The sequence below is a fragment of the Pseudomonas sp. B21-017 genome (genome assembly GCF_024749245.1).
GTDB lineage: Bacteria > Pseudomonadota > Gammaproteobacteria > Pseudomonadales > Pseudomonadaceae > Aquipseudomonas.
The window spans coordinates 4765241-4782763 of sequence record NZ_CP087194.1; the positions used below are offsets into that span (position 1 = coordinate 4765241).

Genomic DNA, 17523 nt, shown 5'->3' on the forward strand with positions numbered 1-17523 from the left:
TGCGATAACGTCTTAAGTTGCACCGAGAACGGCCTCTATGTAGATAGAGGCCGTTTTTGTTTGTGCTCTTTGGTTGTGTATATATCCGTTTCTTCGGTAACGGCGGCTCGGCCTCCCGGAAACGTGCAGACAGATCAAAAGCCAAAGCAACGGCAAGATCAAAAGATCGCAGCTTTCGGCAGTTCCTACGGGAGGAATATATCCCCACGTCCGATCAGGCCGGCCGGTCGGCCGGTCGGCCGCCTCGCTTTGGCTTTTGCATATAGCCTTCGCGGGCAAGCCTCGCCCCTACAAAGGGCGATAACCGCCCATAAAAGCCCAATAAAAATGCCCCGATCTCTCGACCGGGGCATTCGTGTCAGCGCAGCTTATATATAAGAAGCCTTAGTGCGAAACCGCCCCACTCGCCCCCAACCCCGTCTGCGAACGGACAAACTGCGGGAAGAACAGCGCCCGCTCATTGTCAGCCGCAGCAGATTTGTCAGTGATCGAGAAGAACCAGATCCCGATAAAGGCAATGATCATCGAGAACAGCGCCGGGTATTCATACGGGAAGATCGCCTTCTCGTGACCCATGATCTGCACCCAGATGGTTGGCCCCAGCACCATCAAGCCAACAGCACTGACCAGCCCCAACCAACCGCCGATCATCGCACCGCGAGTCGTCAGTTTCTTCCAGTACATGGAAAGCAGCAGCACCGGGAAGTTACAGCTCGCCGCGATGGAGAACGCCAGGCCCACCATGAACGCGATGTTCTGCTTCTCGAACAGAATGCCCAGGCCGATCGCCAGCACCGCCAGGGCGATGGTGGTGATTTTCGAGACGCGGATTTCGTCCTTCTCGTTGGCCTTGCCCTTCTTGATCACGCTGGCATACAGGTCATGGGACACTGCCGAGGCACCGGCCAGGGTCAGGCCGGCCACCACCGCCAGAATGGTCGCGAACGCCACCGCCGAGATGAAGCCCAGGAACACACTGCCACCCACCGCGTTGGCCAAATGCACCGCCGCCATGTTGTTGCCGCCCAATAGCGCACCTGCCGCATCTTTAAAGGCCGGGTTGGTGCTGACCAGCAGGATCGCGCCGAAACCGATGATGAAGGTCAGGATGTAGAAGTAACCAATGAAGCCGGTCGCATACAGCACGCTTTTACGCGCTTCTTTCGCGTCACTCACGGTGAAGAAGCGCATCAGGATGTGCGGCAGGCCAGCGGTACCGAACATCAGTGCCAGGCCGAGGGAGAACGCCGAGATCGGGTCTTTCACCAGGCCGCCCGGGCTCATGATTGCTTCACCTTTGGCGTGAACCTTGATCGCCTCGGAGAACAGCGTGTTGAAGTCGAAGTTGACGTGTTTCATCACCATCAGCGCCATGAACGAGGCACCGGACAGCAACAGCACTGCCTTGATGATCTGCACCCAAGTGGTCGCCAGCATGCCGCCGAACAGCACGTACAGGCACATCAGGATACCGACCAGGATCACCGCAACGTGGTAGTCCAGGCCGAACAGCAGCTGAATCAGCTTGCCGGCACCGACCATTTGCGCGATCAGGTAGAACGCCACCACCACCAGCGAACCGCACGCCGACAGCGAGCGAATCTGGGTTTGCCCCAGGCGATAGGACGCCACGTCGGCAAAGGTGTACTTGCCCAGGTTACGCAGGCGTTCGGCGATCAGGAACAGAATGATCGGCCAGCCCACCAGGAAGCCGATCGAGTAGATCAGGCCGTCGTAGCCGGAGGTGAACACCAGGGCGGAGATACCCAGGAAGGACGCCGCGGACATGTAGTCACCGGCAATCGCCAGACCGTTCTGGAAACCGGTGATCTTGCCACCCGCCGCATAGTAGTCGGCGGCCGATTTGTTGCGCTTGGACGCCCAATAGGTGATGCACAAGGTTGCCCCGACGAACACCACGAACATCATGATCGCGGATACGTTGAGCGGTTGTTTCTGCACTGCACCCGTCAGGGCCTCAGCCGCCCAGGCGCCCGGTGCAAAGGCTGCGATGCTCAAGAGAGCGATTAGACGCCGGATCATTGCTGAGCCTCCTTGAGAATCGCATTGTTCAAGTCGTCGAATTCGCCGTTGGCGCGTCGTACGTAGATGCCAGTCAGGACAAAGGCCGAAACAATCAGCCCGACACCGATCGGAATGCCCCAGGTAATCGAAGACTCGGGGCTGATTTTTGCGCCCAGAATATGCGGCCCGTAAGCAATCAAAAGGATGAATCCTGAGTACAGCCCAAGCATGATCGCTGAAAGAATCCAGGCGAATCGTTCTCTCTTGCTAACCAGCTCCTTGAAGCGCGGGCTGTTTTGAATCGAGAGGTAAATGCTGTCGTTCATTGTTTTTATCCTCGCAGCACAGATTTTAGTTGGAACGTTATCCACTCTATGCGGCTGCCGGAGAGGTTCCAGACGACCTTAGTATTAGAACGACATGACGGTTTCTCCCCCGCCGAATTCCCACAGAAAGCAAAAAGCCCCTTGGCATTTAAGCCAAGGGGCCTTGAGAGGTGCTGACCAGACGCTTCAGCTCAAATCATTTGGTCCATTCGGCAACGCGATCCGGGTGTTTAGCCACCCAGTCTTTCGCTGCGGCTTCAGGCTTGGCACCGTCCTGAATCGCCAACATGACCTGGCCGATTTCGTCTTTCGACGCCCACTGGAAGTTCTTCAGGAACTTCGCGACTTCAGGCGCTTTGGTTGCCAGTTCTTTGCTGCCGATGCTGTTCACGGTTTCAGCTGCGCCGTAAACGCCTTTCGGGTCTTCCAGGAAGCGCAGTTTCCACTTGGCGAACATCCAGTGCGGCACCCAACCGGTGACGGCAATGGATTCGTTTTTCTTCTCGGCACGGGTCAGCTCGGCAATCATGCCGGCGCCGGAACTGGCCTTGAGGGTGTAATTGTCCAGACCGTAATCCTTGATGGCCTGATCGGTCTTGAGCATCACGCCTGAACCGGCGTCGATGCCGACGATACGGCCCTTGAAGCTCTCGTCGGTTTTCAGGTCCGCAATCGACTTGGCCTTGACGTACTCCGGCACGATCAGACCGATTTTCGCATCCTTGAAGTTCGGGCCGTAGTCGACGACCTGATCCTTGTTCTTCGCCCAGTATTCGCCGTGAGTCACAGGCAGCCACGCCGACAGCATGGCGTCGAGTTTGCCGGTGGCCACACCTTGCCACATGATCCCGGTGGCAACCGCTTGCAGTTTCACGTCATAACCGAGTTTCTGTTTGATCACTTCAGCAGCCACGTTGGTCGTGGCGACGCTGTCCGACCAGCCGTCCACATAACCGATCGTTACTGCCTTGCCTTCAGCGCTGGCTACTGTAGAACTGATTGCCAGCACCAAAGCGGCACCTGCGCCCAAGAGTCGTCGCATCTTCATCGTTACTTCCCCGAAAGTGCTGCACTCGACGGATGCCGAGTCGCTCAACGTATTTTTATGGTGCACAGCGCCCCCATCACGCCGACCGCAAACTCGCTCGATTATCAGTGGAGTACTGACGTGTCGATCATCAACCTGACGCCAACAGTGACCTGCTCTGCCAGCGACCTCAAGGCATCGAGAAACGACATCAGAAGGCCATTAATCGCGACCGCTAAAAATGCATAGGCCATCCCGCCTGAACTTTGCATGTCAAAACCAAGCAGCCCACCAAGCGTAGGCCAAATGCAGGTAACATGCCCGGCTTTGCTCCCAGACGGCCTGAACATGCCCGCGACATCACGCTTTCCTTTTTTGGCTTATCTTTTCGCTTGCCTGCTGGGGCTGTTTGCCCTCGGCGGCTTCTGGTACGGCCTCGGCAAACCGGTGATCCTGCCGGACGTGGCCAGCGCAACGCACAAGCTGCAATGCGCCTCCTACACCCCGTTCGACAAGGACCAATCGCCATTCGACGTGCCTTTCAAACTGCGCCCCGAGCGCATGGACGCCGACCTCGCGCTGCTGGCGACCCGTTTCGAATGCATCCGCACCTATTCCATGACCGGCCTCCAGGATCTGCCCGACCTGGCGCGCAAGCACGGCTTGAAGCTGATGATCGGCGCCTGGGTCAACAGCAACCCGGTGGACACCGCCAAGGAAGTCGACCTGCTGATCGCCTCGGCCAATGCCAACCCGGATGTGGTGACCTCGGTCATCGTCGGCAACGAAGCCCTGCTGCGCAAGGAAGTCACCGGCGCGCAACTGGCAACGCTGATCAATAAAGTCAAAAGCCGGATCAAGCAACCAGTGACCTACGCCGACGTCTGGGAGTTCTGGCTCAAACATCCGGAAGTCGCCCCGGCAGTGGATTTCCTGACCATCCATTTATTGCCGTACTGGGAAGACGATCCGTCGAACATCGATGCAGCGCTGCAACATGTGGCAGAAGTGCGCCAGGTGTTCGGCAACAAGTTCGCACCCAAGGACGTGATGATTGGCGAAACCGGCTGGCCGAGCGAAGGTCGTCAGCGCGAAACGGCGCTGCCGAGCCGGGTCAATGAAGCCAAGTTCATCCGCAGCTTTGTGATCATGGCCGAGCAGCAAGGCTGGCATTACAACCTGATCGAGGCGTTCGACCAGCCCTGGAAACGCGCCAGCGAAGGTGCGGTGGGCGGTTATTGGGGACTGTTCGATGCCGATCGCCAGGACAAGGGCGTGCTCGCCGGGCCGGTCTCGAACGTGCCGTACTGGTCGCAATGGCTGGCGGTGGGTGGCTTGATCTTCATCGGCACGCTGATCCTCGGCGGTCGGGTTCGCAGCACCCGCGCAGCGTTGGTGCTGCCACTGCTCGGTGCCCTGGCGGCCTGCTCGATTGGCGCCTGGGGCGACCTGGCCCGCGTCACCACCCGATTTGCCAGTGAATGGTTGTGGGTAGCGTTGCTGACGGGGTTGAACCTGTTGGTACTGGCCCATGCCGCGCTGACCTTGAGCGCCCGCACCGGTTGGCGTGGACGCGCCTTCAATGCACTGGAACGTCGAGCCGGCTGGTGGCTGGCAGCGACAGGTTTTGCCGCGGCGGTGATGATGCTGGAACTGGTGTTTGACCCGCGTTATCGCAGCTTCCCGAGTGTCGCCTTCATCCTGCCGGCGCTGGTGTACCTGTGCCGGCCGGTGAGCGTGCCTCGTCGGGAAATCGCCGTGCTGACCTTCATCATCGGCGCCGGCATTGCGCCGCAGCTGTTTCGTGAAGGTCTGCAGAATCAGCAGGCTTGGGGCTGGGCGCTGGTGAGTGTGTTGATGGTCGCGGCGTTGTGGCGCAGCTTGCGGGTTCGCAAAGGGTAATCAACACAGCACGATCAAAAGATCGCAGCCTGCGGCAGCTACAGGGAAACGCATATCCCCGTGTAGGAGCTGCCGCAGGCTGCGATCTTTTTTATGCCCGAACCAGACGCAAAGCAGCAATCACCACCGCAAACACCGCCAACGTGGTGGTGTACAACGCCAGCGCCGGAAACCCGAGCACCAGCGCCAGTACCGCCAGCCACCACCCTGCCCGTCCCGGTAGCACAAAACCGGTCACGGCTGCCGCCACTGCCGCCCAGCCCAACACCTTGAAATGAATCATCAAACCCAGGTTCGAGCGCACCAGGCATTCCCAGCGACTGGCCTCGTCAACGCAGATGCCGACCCATTGAGCATCCTCCATGAAGCCATAACGCGCGCCATAACTGGCGGCCAGCCACAATGGCAGAAGAACGAGCAGCAGAATCACGGGCAGACGGCGGGACATGAAGCACTCCAATAAACGAAATCGGCCGCCAGCTTAATCCCCCGCCCTTGGTAAGCAAATAACATCAATTAACTGTTCATGAAATAACTGCAAAGTGTATCGTCCCGCTACCGTTGCTCCGAAATCAGGCCTGTTTGCGGCCGATGCATGGCACTTTGGCCCAAATCCGATGGTCATAGCCTGCGAACTTCATCTGGCACCTTCCTCTAAGGGATCTAGTCATGCTCCGTTCCTTGCGCTTCGTCGCCCTGTTTGGCGGCTTGCTTTTAAGTGCGTCCGTACTGGCGGCCGATATTGACGCCGCCAGTTATGGCTACCCCCTGACCAACCCGTTCGAGGCGACCATCGCCACGACACCGCCCGACTTGCGCCCGGAATTGCCGCTGGATGAAGACATCAATCAGTCGGACCGCAGTGTCACGATGCGCCCGGAGCGTGAGTTCAATCTGCCGGACAACTTCTGGCCGGTGAAAAAACTCACCTATCGCATCGCCACGCAGGATCATGCCGCACCGTTGATCTTCCTGATCTCCGGCACCGGTGCACGCTATGACAGCACCCTCAACGAATACCTGAAAAAGCTCTATTACAAGGCCGGCTATCACGTGGTGCAGCTGTCGTCGCCCACCAGCTTCGACTTCATGAGCGCCGCCTCGCGCTTCGCCACCCCGGGCGTAACCAAGGAAGATGCCGAAGACATGTACCGGGTGATGCAGGCCGTGCGGGCGCAAAACCCGAAGCTGCCGGTCACCGATTATTTCCTGACCGGTTATAGCCTCGGCGCCCTGGATGCGGCTTTTGTTGCACACCTGGATGAAACCCGTCGCAGCTTCAACTTCAAGAAAGTCTTGCTGCTCAACCCGCCGGTCAACCTTTACACCTCGGTCACCAACCTGGACAAGCTGGTACAGACCGAGGTCAAGGGCATCAACAACACCACCACTTTCTATGAGCTGGTGCTGGGGAAACTGACCCGCTACTTCCAGCAAAAGGGCTACATCGACCTTAACGATGCCCTGCTCTACGACTTCCAGCAGTCCAAGCAACACCTGAGCAACGAGCAGATGGCAATGCTGATCGGCACTTCGTTCCGTTTCTCGGCGGCGGACATCGCCTTTACCTCGGACCTGATCAACCGTCGCGGCCTGATCACGCCACCGAAATTCCCGATCACCGAAGGCACAACCCTCACGCCGTTCCTTAAACGCGCGCTGCAGTGCGACTTCGACTGCTACATCACCGAGCAGGTCATCCCGATGTGGCGCGCCCGCACCGATGGTGGCAGCCTGCTGCAACTGATCGATCAGGTCAGCCTGTATGCACTGAAGGACTACCTGCACGACAGCCCGAAAATCGCCGTCATGCACAACGCCGACGACGTGATCCTCGGCCCTGGCGACCTGGGCTTTCTGCGCCGCACCTTTGGCGACCGTTTGACTGTTTATCCATTGGGCGGCCATTGCGGCAACCTCAACTATCGCGTCAACAGCGACGCCATGCTGGAGTTTTTCCGTGGCTAAATACTTCCTGCTGATCGCAGCGTTACTCTGTGCAGGCGTCGCCAATGCCGACAACAGCAAAGCCAACGCCCCAGTGGTGATCGATAAAGACGGCTTCAAGGAACCGCTGAGCAAACTCAAATTCAACCCGGGGCTGGACCAGCGCGAGTTCGAACGCTCATCGCTCAACGCACTGAACGTCTATGACCCGCTGGAGGAGTGGAACCGCCGCGTCTACCACTTCAACTACCGGTTCGACGAATGGGTGTTCCTGCCCGTGGTCAACGGCTATCGCTACGTCACCCCAAGTTTCCTGCGCACCGGCGTCAGCAACTTCTTCAACAACCTCGGTGATGTGCCGAACCTGGTGAACAGCCTGCTGCAATTCAAGGGGCAACGCTCGCTGGACACCACCGCTCGCCTGCTGCTCAACACCACCATCGGTGTCGCCGGCCTGTGGGATCCGGCCACCGCCATGGGCCTGCCGCGCCGCAATGAAGACTTCGGCCAGACCCTGGGCTTCTACGGCGTACCGGGCGGCGCCTACCTGGTGCTGCCAATCCTCGGCCCGTCGAACCTGCGCGACACCGCGGGCCTGGCGGTCGACTACACCGGCGAATCGGCGATCAATTTCCTGAACGTGTCCGAAGTCAGTTCCAACCACCCGGAAATCTGGGCACTGCGCGCTATCGACAAGCGCTATCAGAACGGCTTCCGCTACGGGCAGATGAACACACCGTTCGAGTATGAAAAAGTGCGTTACGTGTATACCGAGGCGCGCAAGCTGCAGATCGCCGAGTAACTCCATCGGCAGCAAAAAAGGCCATTCGATTTGCGTCGAATGGCCTTTTTCATGCGCGGCGTATCAAACACCACCAATCACTGTAGGAGCGAGGCTTGCCCGCGAAGAACGATAACGCGGTCATTCAGTTCAACCGACGCGCTCCATTCGCGGGCAAGCCTCGCTCCTACGGGACTGACCAGGTTTCAGGCTTTCACTGTCTTCCAAACCTTGCTGACAGCCATTACCCCAATCAGCACCGCCGCCCCTGCCACAATCCCGGCCACTGCATTGAGCAACGTCGGCACGATAAACCCGGCGCCACCAGACGCTGCGGTGACACTCTCGATCCAGTGATGCACCACCGGCACGCCATGGGTCAGAATCCCGCCGCCGACCAGAAACATCGCCGCCGTGCCGATCACCGATAGACTTTTCATCATGTACGGCGCCGCGCGCAGAATCCCGTCGCCGATGCTTTTAGCCATCTGGCCCTGCTTCTGGGTCAGCCACAGGCCAAGGTCGTCGAGTTTGACGATGCCGGCTACCAGGCCATAGACGCCGATAGTCATGACGATGGCGATGCCCGAGAGCACGATCACTTGCTGGGTCAGCGAAGCGTCAGCCACCGTGCCCAGGGTGATGGCGATGATTTCCGCTGACAAAATGAAGTCGGTACGAATCGCCCCTTTGATCTTGTCCTTCTCGAACGCCACCAGATCGACTGCCGGGTTGGCCACGGCCTCGACCAGCTCTGCGTGTTCAGCCTGATCTTCGGCTTTGCTGTGCAGGAATTTGTGGGCGAGTTTTTCGAAGCCTTCGAAGCACAGGTAAGCGCCACCGACCATCAGCAACGGTGTGACCAGCCACGGAATGAACGCACTGATGGCCAACGCCGACGGTACCAGGATCAGCTTGTTGAGAAACGAGCCCTTGGCGACCGCCCATACCACCGGGATTTCCCGTTCGGCACGCACGCCGGAAACCTGCTGGGCGTTGAGCGCCAGATCGTCGCCCAGTACACCGGCGGTCTTCTTCGCGGCCATTTTGGTCATCAACGCTACATCGTCCAGTACGGTGGCGATGTCGTCGATCAGCACCAGCAAACTGCTTCCTGCCATGAATCGGGTTTCCTTCTTGAATGAATGGTGCGCAGCATAACGCGACCCGAGGCCACACGGGGCATTCTTGAGCGTCGCGCGAGGCCGGTGCTACCATGCGCAACCGCCAGAACAGGCAAGGAACCCCTTGGTTTATGAGCACTATCCGCGAGCGCAACAAAGAACTGATCCTGCGTGCCGCCAGTGAAGAATTTGCCGACAAGGGCTTCGCTGCGACCAAAACCAGTGACATCGCGGCCAAGGCCGGGCTGCCCAAGCCTAACGTCTACTACTACTTCAAATCCAAGGAAAACCTCTACCGCGAGGTCCTGGAAAGCATCATCGAGCCCATCCTGCAAGCCTCGACGCCGTTCAACGCCGACGGCGTGCCCAGCGAAGTGCTCAGTGGCTACATCCGCTCGAAAATCCGCATCTCCCGCGACCTGCCCTTCGCCTCCAAGGTGTTTGCCAGCGAAATCATGCACGGCGCCCCGCATTTGAGCCCCGACCTGGTCGAGCAGCTCAACGGCCAGGCCAGGCACAACATCGACTGCATCCAGACCTGGATCGACCGCGGCCAGATCGCCCCGATCGACCCCAACCACCTGATGTTCAGCATCTGGGCCGCGACCCAGACCTACGCCGATTTCGACTGGCAGATTTCTGCGGTGACCGGCAAGGCCAAGCTGGATGAGGCTGATTATGAGGCGGCGGCACAGACGATTATCCGGTTGGTGCTCAAGGGGTGTGAGCCGGACTGATAGCGGCCCAGGATCAATGCCGACTCGGCAGTCCATGAAAACTGCCGGTCGGGATTGCATGTTTGCGCCCTCTAAACCTTCGGCAGCGGATTCAACGCCACGGCTGCCCTGGGTTTTCTGAAGAAGATCCAGTAGACAATCGTGAGGATCAGCAGGAAAGGCACACCGAATACCAAGGTCATTTTGAAGGCATCGGTGAAGTAGGTGGTGATCATCACCGCGCCCATCAGCAGCAGCCCCAACAGCGTGGTGTACGGGAACAGGCGCATGCGGAAGGACAGTTTCCGTTCACCGTTGCGCTCGTGGTAGCGACGGAAACAGTAGTGGGTCAGGAAGATCATGAACCAGGTGAAGATCGCGCCGAACATCGAGATCGCCATCATCAAGGTGAAGGAGCTTTCCGGGTACAGCACATTGAGCAACGTTGCCAGGGCAATGCCGGAACTCGACAGCAACAAGGCATTCAGCGGGATTCCGGTCTTGCTCAACACCCCCATGGACTTGGGTGCATAACCACCGCGGGACAGGCTGAACATCATGCGGGTGGTGATGTAGAGCTGACTGTTCATCGCCGACAACGCCGCAATCAGGATCACGAAGTTCATCACGCCGGTTGCGCCGGGAATGCCGATGGTCTGCATGACGGTGACGAACGGGCTCTGCGCTTGACCGGCCTGAACCCACGGCACAATCGCCAGCATCAGGGCCAGGGTCAGCAGGTAGAACACCACCAGCCGCACGATGGTCGCGCGAAAGGCCTTCTTCACCGCCCGCTCCGGGTCCTGCGCCTCGCCGGCGGCCACTGCGATCATTTCCACGCTCAGATAGCTGAAGATCGAGACGATCACCGCAATCCACATGCCTTGCAGACCATTGGGAAAGAAGCCGCCGTGGGCGGTGTAATTGTGCACGCCGTAATCCGCGTTGCCGGATCCGAACACCACATACACCGCGAGGATGATGAAGCCTACAATCGCACCGATCTTGATGGTCGAGAACCAGTACTCGAAGGTGCCGAAGGTTTTCACGCTGATGGCGTTGAGCACGATCAGCATGCTCGAGAACGAAACAATCCAGATCCATTCCGGTACGTTGGCGAACCAGTACTTCATGTACATCGCCACCGCCGTCACTTCCGTGCCCACTGCCAGCACAATCGCCGCCCAATAGGCATAGCGCACCAGGAACCCGGCCAATGGGCTGACATAGAATTCGGCATAGGCGCCGAACGAGCCGGAGGTCGAATGGGCCACCGTCATTTCCGCCAGACAGCCCATCAACAGCAGGGTGATGATCGCGCCAATCGCGTAGCTGAGCAAAACACTCGGCCCGGCATAACCAATGGCGTAGGCACTGCCCATGAACAGCCCGGTGCCAATCGCACCGCCAATGGCGATCATGCTCATCTGACCCGAGGTGAGCTGGCGCCTGAGGCCCTGCTCACGCTTGGAGATGTTTTCAAAACCGGCGTTATCGGTCATTTTTCTTTCCTCTGAATATTGTCTTTCTTGAAGAGAGCAAATCGTTTGGGTTGCCGGTGGGGATCAGCCACGGATCAGAAAATATTCAGCGGATACTCGACGATCACCCGGACTTCGTTGTTGTCGGTGGTGTCCGCCCGGGCCACCTGGGCGGTGGAACGTATACTGGCCTGGCGCACACGTATCGACAGGTCCTTGGCCTTGCCCTCCTGCACCACGTAGCGCGCTTCAAGGTCGCGTTCCCAGCGCTTGCCGTCACTGCCGTAACGTCCATAGGCACCATTGGGGCCGCCGTCGTAGTGGCTGTCGTCGATATGGTCACCGCTCACATAGCGCGACATGAAGCTCAGGCCCGGCACGCCGAAAGGCGCCATGTCCAGGTCATAACGCAGCTGCCAGGAGCGTTCGTTGGGCGCGTTGAAGTCGAGGATCTGTACCGAGTTGGCAAGGAATATCGAGGTGCCCGGCTGCTGATCGAAGCCGAGGTAATCGAACGGCTCATCGCCATCGACCCGTTGGTAGGCCAGGGTCAAGCGGTGTGCACCCACCTTGTAAGCGGCGGCCAGCGACCAAGTGGTGTTGTCGATCTTGCCGGCCAGGCGCTGGCCATAGTCGTTGGTGCGATAGAGGTTGAAATCCAGGTTCAGCGACTGGTTTTCGCTCAGGGCATAGCTGTAGTTGGCGTTGGCGTAGTACTGCCGCCAGATATCAGCGAACTGCGAACCGTACAAGCTGACGCTCAATTGATCGCTCAGGGCATAGCTGCCGCCCAGATAATCGACGCTGCGAGTCTCGACCCCGGCATACAGCGCCTTGAGGGCGCCATCGTCGTTGGTCGACGCACTGTCATTGCCCGAAGTGAAGTGCCCGGCATCGAGTTGCAGTCCTTTCAACTCGTTGCTGATCAGCTGGAAACCATTGGCGTAGGTGGTGAACAGGCGCGCCGAGCCGGTGCCGAACACCGGGTTGAGCGGTGTCAGATTGCCGTATTTGAGTTCGGTCTTCGAGATCCGCGCCTTGAGCGCGCCACCCGCTTCGGAATACTCATCCTCGGCGCGTCCATCGGAACCGACCGGCAACAAACCGGTGCCGGTACGCCCCCTGCCGCTGTCGAGCTTGAGACCCAACTGCGCGTAGGCGTCGACTCCGAAACCCACTGTGCCCTGGGTATAGCCTGAACGGTAATCGAGCATAAGTCCGTGCGCCCACTCCTCCCGATAGTTCTGGCCGCCCGGGTTGTTGAGGTTGTTGCGGTAGAAATAGAAATTGCGATGGGTCAGGGTCAGGCTGCTGTCTTCAACGAATCCATTGTCGGGTGCGGCATGGGCCACTTGGCCGAGACAGCTGGTAATGGCGAGCGGCAAGGCGGGCCAAAGGGACAGTTTCATTCTGCGTGTTCCTTATTATTGTGTTTTCACAGAAGTGCTTATCGGAGGCGACCGAAGCCCTGCTGCCGGGAAATTCGCGGCAGCAAGACAAAGGCGTCGGGGGGTATCAGGTGACGCTGTGGCGGATCTGGAATTGCTCTTGCGACCAGGTTTTCTGATCAAGTATTTCGCCGAGGATCTGCACCGCATCCCAGACCTCGGTGAAGCTGGTGTACAGCGGGGTGAAGCCGAACCGCATGATCCGCGGCTCGCGGTAGTCGCCGATCACGCCACGGGCGATCAAGGCCTGGATCACCGCATAACCTTGGGGATGTTCGAAACTGACATGGCTGCCACGTTTGGCGTGTTCGCGTGGAGTGACCAGGGTCAGCTCGTGAGCGGCGCAGCGCTGCTCGACCAACTGGATGAACAGGTCCGTCAGCGCCAGGGACTTGCTGCGCAGGCTGGCCATGTCGGTCTGGGCGAAGACATCCAGACCACACTCGATCATCGCCAATGAAGTGATGGGCTGGGTGCCGCACAAATAGCGGGCGATTCCGCTGCTCGGCTGGTAATGCGACTCCATGGCGAACTGCCGCGAATGACCGAACCAGCCGGACAGCGGTTGCGCCACCAGATCGCACAACTCAGGGGAAACCCAGACGAAAGCTTGCGAGCCCGGACCGCCATTGAGGTACTTGTAGGTGCAACCGATGGCGTAGTCGGCGCGCGCCTGATGCAGATCGACCGGCACCGCCCCGGCGGAATGCGCCAGGTCCCAGATGGCCAGCGCGCCGCATTCATGGGTCAGCGCGGTCAGGGCCTGCATGTCGTGCATGTAGCCAGTCTTGTAGTTGACGTGGGTGAGCATGACCACCGCGGTGTCCTGGTCAATCGCTTGCGCCAGCTTTTGCGGGCTGTCGACCAGACGCAGGCTGTAGCCCTGCTGCAGCATGTCCGCCAGACCTTCGGCGATATACAGGTCAGTCGGAAAGTTGCTGGTCTCGCTGACGATCACCCGCCGCGTCGGCGCCCGCATGGCCTGCACGCGCAGGGCGGCGCTGAGCACCTTGAACAGGTTGATCGAGGTGGTGTCGGTCACCACCACTTCGCCGTCACCGGCGCCAATCAGCCCCGCCAGTCGATTGCCCAGACGTTCAGGTAAATCGCGCCAGCCAGCGCTGTTCCAACTGCGGATCAGGCCATTACCCCATTCATCGGCGATCACTGCCTGAGCACGCGCCAGCGCTGCGACCGGGCGCGCGCCGAGGGAGTTGCCGTCGAGATAGATCACCCCTTCGGGGAGCGCAAACTGCTGACGCAGAGGGGCCAGAGCGTCCTGCGCATCAAGCGTCAGACAATCGTTTCTTGTAGTCATTGGGTGTCCTGCTTTTTGAAAGAAGTGCCGTCCGGGCAGATCGCAATAGTCGGGTGTGAGTGTCGTGTTTCAGGCGTTATTTGCGCCTTCACGGTGAGGAAATAATGAACGAAGCTTTAGAGAATTTTCGTGCAAAGTAAGCGGCCATCTAGTATTTATCTCGAAGAAAATTCGAATCCAACTCCAAATATCGCGGATTTATTCTAGTCATGACTCTCGACCCCACAGACCTGCGGATCCTGCACCTCTTGCAGCGTGACGGCCGTATCAGCAACCACGAAATGGCAGAGAAAGTCGCACTGTCTCCGTCGGCCTGCTTGCGCCGTTTACGCTTGCTGGAAAGTGAAGGAATCATCACTGGCTATCGCGCGATGCTGAACGCAGAGAAGCTGGGAGTCGAACTGGAAGCCATCGTCCATGTGTCATTGCGACAGGACGTCGAGGACTGGCACGAGACCTTCATCAAGAAGGTCCAGTTGTGGCCGGAAGTGGTCACCGCCTACGTGATTACCGGGGCGAGCAACTATGTACTGCGGGTCCAGGCGCGTAACGTCAAGCACTTCTCCGACTTCATCGTCAACCACCTGAACCGCACGGCGGGGGTGACTGATATCCGCTCGGAAATCGTGTTGCAGAAAATCAAGGAGCAGGAGACGTTGCTTGATTTGGTGGTGCGTAAGTGAGCGCCAGTTAATGGATATCGATGATCAGGTGATCAATTGTGGCGAGGGAGCTTGCTCCCGCTGGAGCGCGAAGCGGTCCTGAAATTCGCAACCGAGGTTTGTCAGAGATCCCCCATCCGCAGGCTTTAGGGCTGCTTCGCAGCCCAGCGGGAGCAAGCTCCCTCGCCACAAATAGAGCTTCATCAGGCTGCTGTCGCAGATCTGATTCAATTCTGGACACCGGGATATTCAGACCCCGCGCATGCGCCGGGCTTCGTTACGCTGCAAGGTCATGCTGGGGGACTCGTCGAACAACTTGCGGTATTCGGCGGAAAAACGTCCCAGATGCGTAAAGCCCCAGCCCATGGCGATCGCGGAAATATTGCGCGCCGAACCGTGTTCGAGGATTTCCTGGCGCACAGCGTTCAACCGGTATTTTTTCAGGTAGACCATCGGCGACAGGGCGAAGTACTTCTTGAACGCCTCGCACAGCTTGAAACGCGAGACCCCGGCCGCGACCTCGATATCCTCCAGGTGCAAGGCTTCGCGAGCATTGTCGTGAATGTATTGCTTGGCCCTGATCAGGTAGTGCGGCAGTTTCACGCCGAGCACGTTGCGCAATTCTTCGGAGTAGTTGTTCGGCTGGGCGAGGATCAAGCCTTTGATCAATGAGCTTTCGATGTCCCGAGTGAAGACCACCTGTTCGTACAGTTCATTGCTGCGTTCCAGCTCCGCGATGAAATAACGCGCCATGCGCCACCACGAGGCCGACGCGCCGTCCACCGCATCCATCACCGGCTCGAAACGCAGCGGCGTATCCAACGGTCGCTGCAGCATGCCCTCCAGCGACTCGCTCATGGCGACGCGGGTGATCACCACCTGAACTTTGCGGCAGTCGCCGGAGATCGCCAGCATCTGGTTCTCGTTCGGGGAAATGATCACCCCTTGATCGCGGTTGGATTTCGACACGCTGCCATTCTTGCTCAGCTCCTGCTCGCCCACCAAAGGCAAACTCAGGCTGTAACTGCTGAAGTGCTCGGCGTCTTCGATATCGATGGTGACATCGGTGCCGTACGAGAGCGTGCCCAGGGTCGTGGCCATCGACTTGAACACATTGGCGCTGTGATGAAAGCGGATCCGCTCGGGCGTCGAAGTCTGGAGGCGGTGCGGCCCGCAGATACCAGACATCCAGCTCCTTGCACCCTCGAGGTCATAGTGATCGATACGAATGTCGCGAAACTGCGGATCAGCGTTGCTACTCATCACGGCGCACCCACGGCAAAGGCTATTGAACTATCGGCAAGGCCCGATCCTTGGCCATACGCATCCGGTAAAAACCGAAGATGATCAACACCCACACCGGTATGGCGAAGACTGAAGCGCGTATCCCTGGAATCATCAGCATGACGCAGACGATCATGGCCATGAAGGCCAGGCACAGGTAATTACTGTAAGGGAACCAGAACGCCTTGAAGCCCGGCACGATACCTCGCTGGCCCATGATTTTGCGAAATTTCAGGTGCGTCAGGCTGATCATCGCCCAGTTGATCATCAGCGATGCGACCACCAGTGCAAAGAGCAACTCAAGCGCTTCATGCGGGGCGAGGTAGTTAACCAGCACGGACAGCATGGTGATCAACGCAGATACGCCCAGCGCCAGTAGAGGCACGCCCTGCTTGTTCAGTTTCATCAGCGCCTTGGGTGCGTCGCCCTGTTCGGCCAGGCCATAGAGCATGCGGCTGTTGCAGTAGACGCCACTGTTATAGACAGAGAGCGCTGCGGTGAGCACCACGAAATTGAGGATGTGCGCTGCGGTGTCGCTGCCGATCAAGGAGAAGATCTGCACGAACGGGCTGCCGCTATAGGCATCGCCCGAAGCGCCCAGTGTCTGTAGCAGTTGATCCCACGGATACAGCGACAACAACACGGTGAGTGCGCCGACGTAGAAGATCAGCACGCGATAAACCACCTGGTTGATCGCCTTGGGAATCACCTTACCCGGCTCGCTGGCTTCAGCGGCGGTGATACCGACCAGTTCCAGGCCGCCGAAGGAGAACATGATGAACGCCATGGACATCAGCAACCCAGTGGTGCCGTTGGGAAAGAAGCCGCCGTGACTCCAAAGATTGCTGACCGAGGCCTGCGGGCCGCCCGTTCCGCTGAACAACATGTAGCAGCCCAGGACGATCATGCCAATGATCGCGACAACCTTGATGATTGCGAACCAGAACTCCATTTCGCCGAAGACTTTGACGTTCATCATATTGATCAAATTGACCAGGACGAAGAACACCGCCGCGCTGACCCAGGAGGGGACTTCCGGCCACCAGAACTGCACGTACTTGCCGACAGCCGTCAACTCGGCCATGCCCACCAGCACATACAGCACCCAGTAGTTCCAGCCGGACAGAAAGCCGGCATAGCCGCCCCAGTACTTGTGGGCAAAATGACTGAAGGAGCCGGCCACCGGTTCCTCGACAATCATCTCGCCCAGCTGGCGCATGATCAGAAAGGCGATGAAGCCGGCAATCGCATAGCCGAGGATCATCGACGGCCCGGCCGATTTGAGTACTCCGGCAGAGCCGAGAAACAACCCGGTCCCTATCGCTCCGCCCAATGCGATCAGCTGAATATGACGATTTTTCAGCCCTCGCTTGAGCTCGCCTTGCCTCAAGATTTCATCCGCCATCTGGTTACCTTTTAATTGTTATGGTCAGGCATGGTTTGAATGCGTCAATTTACTCAATTGCCGCTCGGTTTAAGCGT

15 protein-coding genes are annotated in these 17523 nt (G+C 58.7%); 5 read left to right on the plus strand and 10 right to left on the minus strand.

What is annotated here, in order from left to right:
• Window positions 1–384: 384 nt before the first annotated feature.
• From LOY28_RS21435 to LOY28_RS21445, 3 genes are all read right to left on the minus strand, one after another.
• Window positions 385–2043 (minus strand): cation acetate symporter, encoded by a 1659-nt coding sequence (locus tag LOY28_RS21435; protein WP_018925104.1) that lies wholly within the window; start codon window positions 2041–2043, stop codon window positions 385–387.
• Window positions 2040–2351, minus strand: coding sequence for a DUF485 domain-containing protein (locus LOY28_RS21440; RefSeq protein WP_007939152.1), 312 nt, complete (start codon window positions 2349–2351; stop codon window positions 2040–2042). The genes LOY28_RS21435 and LOY28_RS21440 overlap by 4 nt, the downstream gene beginning before the upstream one ends.
• Before the next feature lie 196 nt (window positions 2352–2547).
• Window positions 2548–3399, minus strand: coding sequence for a glycine betaine ABC transporter substrate-binding protein (locus LOY28_RS21445; RefSeq protein ID WP_018925103.1), 852 nt, complete (start codon window positions 3397–3399; stop codon window positions 2548–2550).
• Window positions 3400–3684: 285 nt separating this feature from the next.
• Here LOY28_RS21445 and LOY28_RS21450 point away from each other — a divergent pair, with 285 nt between their 5' ends.
• Window positions 3685–5280 (plus strand): beta (1-6) glucans synthase, encoded by a 1596-nt coding sequence (locus LOY28_RS21450; RefSeq protein ID WP_204125196.1) that lies wholly within the window; start codon window positions 3685–3687, stop codon window positions 5278–5280.
• Between the two features lie 91 nt (window positions 5281–5371).
• Here LOY28_RS21450 and LOY28_RS21455 read toward each other — a convergent pair whose 3' ends face one another.
• On the minus strand, window positions 5372–5728 hold the full coding sequence (locus LOY28_RS21455; protein WP_018925100.1) for a hypothetical protein: 357 nt from the start codon (window positions 5726–5728) through the stop codon (window positions 5372–5374).
• A 221-nt stretch (window positions 5729–5949) separates the two neighbouring features.
• Between LOY28_RS21455 and LOY28_RS21460 the strand changes: the two genes are divergently transcribed.
• Together LOY28_RS21460 and LOY28_RS21465 are read left to right on the plus strand one after the other, a co-directional pair.
• The gene (locus tag LOY28_RS21460; RefSeq protein WP_018925099.1) at window positions 5950–7248 is read left to right on the plus strand and encodes a serine protein kinase PrkA; all 1299 of its coding nucleotides are present in this window, start codon (window positions 5950–5952) and stop codon (window positions 7246–7248) included.
• Window positions 7241–8029 carry a VacJ family lipoprotein gene (locus tag LOY28_RS21465; protein WP_258612511.1) on the plus strand — a complete coding sequence of 263 codons (789 nt, stop codon included), beginning with the start codon at window positions 7241–7243 and terminating at the stop codon, window positions 8027–8029. Before LOY28_RS21460 ends, LOY28_RS21465 begins: the two co-directional genes overlap by 8 nt.
• 185 nt (window positions 8030–8214) lie before the next feature.
• Here the strand turns inward: LOY28_RS21465 and LOY28_RS21470 are convergent, their stop codons facing one another.
• Window positions 8215–9129, minus strand: coding sequence for a DUF808 domain-containing protein (locus tag LOY28_RS21470; RefSeq protein WP_258612512.1), 915 nt, complete (start codon window positions 9127–9129; stop codon window positions 8215–8217).
• A 134-nt stretch (window positions 9130–9263) separates the two neighbouring features.
• Between LOY28_RS21470 and LOY28_RS21475 the strand changes: the two genes are divergently transcribed.
• Window positions 9264–9869: a TetR/AcrR family transcriptional regulator gene (locus LOY28_RS21475; protein ID WP_007939160.1), complete on the plus strand. Its 606-nt coding sequence runs from the start codon at window positions 9264–9266 to the stop codon at window positions 9867–9869.
• Window positions 9870–9940: 71 nt separating this feature from the next.
• Here LOY28_RS21475 and LOY28_RS21480 read toward each other — a convergent pair whose 3' ends face one another.
• The 3 genes from LOY28_RS21480 to kynU all read right to left on the minus strand — a co-directional run bounded on the left by LOY28_RS21480 (window position 9941) and on the right by kynU (window position 14095).
• Window positions 9941–11350 (minus strand): amino acid permease, encoded by a 1410-nt coding sequence (locus LOY28_RS21480; RefSeq protein WP_019579615.1) that lies wholly within the window; start codon window positions 11348–11350, stop codon window positions 9941–9943.
• Between the two features lie 74 nt (window positions 11351–11424).
• Entirely contained in the window at window positions 11425–12738 is a 1314-nt protein-coding gene (locus LOY28_RS21485; RefSeq protein WP_258612513.1) for an OprD family porin, read from the minus strand.
• Window positions 12739–12844: 106 nt separating this feature from the next.
• Complete coding sequence (gene kynU, locus LOY28_RS21490; protein ID WP_018925094.1) at window positions 12845–14095, minus strand: kynureninase; 1251 nt, start codon at window positions 14093–14095, stop codon at window positions 12845–12847.
• Between the two features lie 209 nt (window positions 14096–14304).
• Here kynU and LOY28_RS21495 point away from each other — a divergent pair, with 209 nt between their 5' ends.
• Entirely contained in the window at window positions 14305–14778 is a 474-nt protein-coding gene (locus tag LOY28_RS21495) for an Lrp/AsnC family transcriptional regulator (protein ID WP_258612514.1), read from the plus strand.
• A 228-nt stretch (window positions 14779–15006) separates the two neighbouring features.
• Here the strand turns inward: LOY28_RS21495 and LOY28_RS21500 are convergent, their stop codons facing one another.
• Both LOY28_RS21500 and LOY28_RS21505 read right to left on the minus strand, forming a co-directional pair.
• Window positions 15007–16020 carry a helix-turn-helix domain-containing protein gene (locus LOY28_RS21500; RefSeq protein WP_230174800.1) on the minus strand — a complete coding sequence of 338 codons (1014 nt, stop codon included), beginning with the start codon at window positions 16018–16020 and terminating at the stop codon, window positions 15007–15009.
• A 22-nt stretch (window positions 16021–16042) separates the two neighbouring features.
• Window positions 16043–17446: an amino acid permease gene (locus tag LOY28_RS21505; RefSeq protein ID WP_019579611.1), complete on the minus strand. Its 1404-nt coding sequence runs from the start codon at window positions 17444–17446 to the stop codon at window positions 16043–16045.
• Between the last annotated feature and the right edge of the window lie 77 nt (window positions 17447–17523).

Coding starts and splice junctions, on each gene's coding strand:
- LOY28_RS21470 (WP_258612512.1), bottom strand. CDS start 9,129: ATGGCAGGAAGCAGTTTGCTGGTGCTGATCGACGACATCGCCACCGTA.
- LOY28_RS21440 (WP_007939152.1), bottom strand. CDS start 2,351: ATGAACGACAGCATTTACCTCTCGATTCAAAACAGCCCGCGCTTCAAG.
- LOY28_RS21450 (WP_204125196.1), top strand. CDS start 3,685: ATGCAGGTAACATGCCCGGCTTTGCTCCCAGACGGCCTGAACATGCCC.
- LOY28_RS21480 (WP_019579615.1), bottom strand. CDS start 11,350: ATGACCGATAACGCCGGTTTTGAAAACATCTCCAAGCGTGAGCAGGGC.
- LOY28_RS21495 (WP_258612514.1), top strand. CDS start 14,305: ATGACTCTCGACCCCACAGACCTGCGGATCCTGCACCTCTTGCAGCGT.
- LOY28_RS21455 (WP_018925100.1), bottom strand. CDS start 5,728: ATGTCCCGCCGTCTGCCCGTGATTCTGCTGCTCGTTCTTCTGCCATTG.
- LOY28_RS21475 (WP_007939160.1), top strand. CDS start 9,264: ATGAGCACTATCCGCGAGCGCAACAAAGAACTGATCCTGCGTGCCGCC.
- LOY28_RS21500 (WP_230174800.1), bottom strand. CDS start 16,020: ATGAGTAGCAACGCTGATCCGCAGTTTCGCGACATTCGTATCGATCAC.
- LOY28_RS21485 (WP_258612513.1), bottom strand. CDS start 12,738: ATGAAACTGTCCCTTTGGCCCGCCTTGCCGCTCGCCATTACCAGCTGT.
- LOY28_RS21435 (WP_018925104.1), bottom strand. CDS start 2,043: ATGATCCGGCGTCTAATCGCTCTCTTGAGCATCGCAGCCTTTGCACCG.
- LOY28_RS21505 (WP_019579611.1), bottom strand. CDS start 17,446: ATGGCGGATGAAATCTTGAGGCAAGGCGAGCTCAAGCGAGGGCTGAAA.
- LOY28_RS21445 (WP_018925103.1), bottom strand. CDS start 3,399: ATGAAGATGCGACGACTCTTGGGCGCAGGTGCCGCTTTGGTGCTGGCA.
- LOY28_RS21460 (WP_018925099.1), top strand. CDS start 5,950: ATGCTCCGTTCCTTGCGCTTCGTCGCCCTGTTTGGCGGCTTGCTTTTA.
- kynU (WP_018925094.1), bottom strand. CDS start 14,095: ATGACTACAAGAAACGATTGTCTGACGCTTGATGCGCAGGACGCTCTG.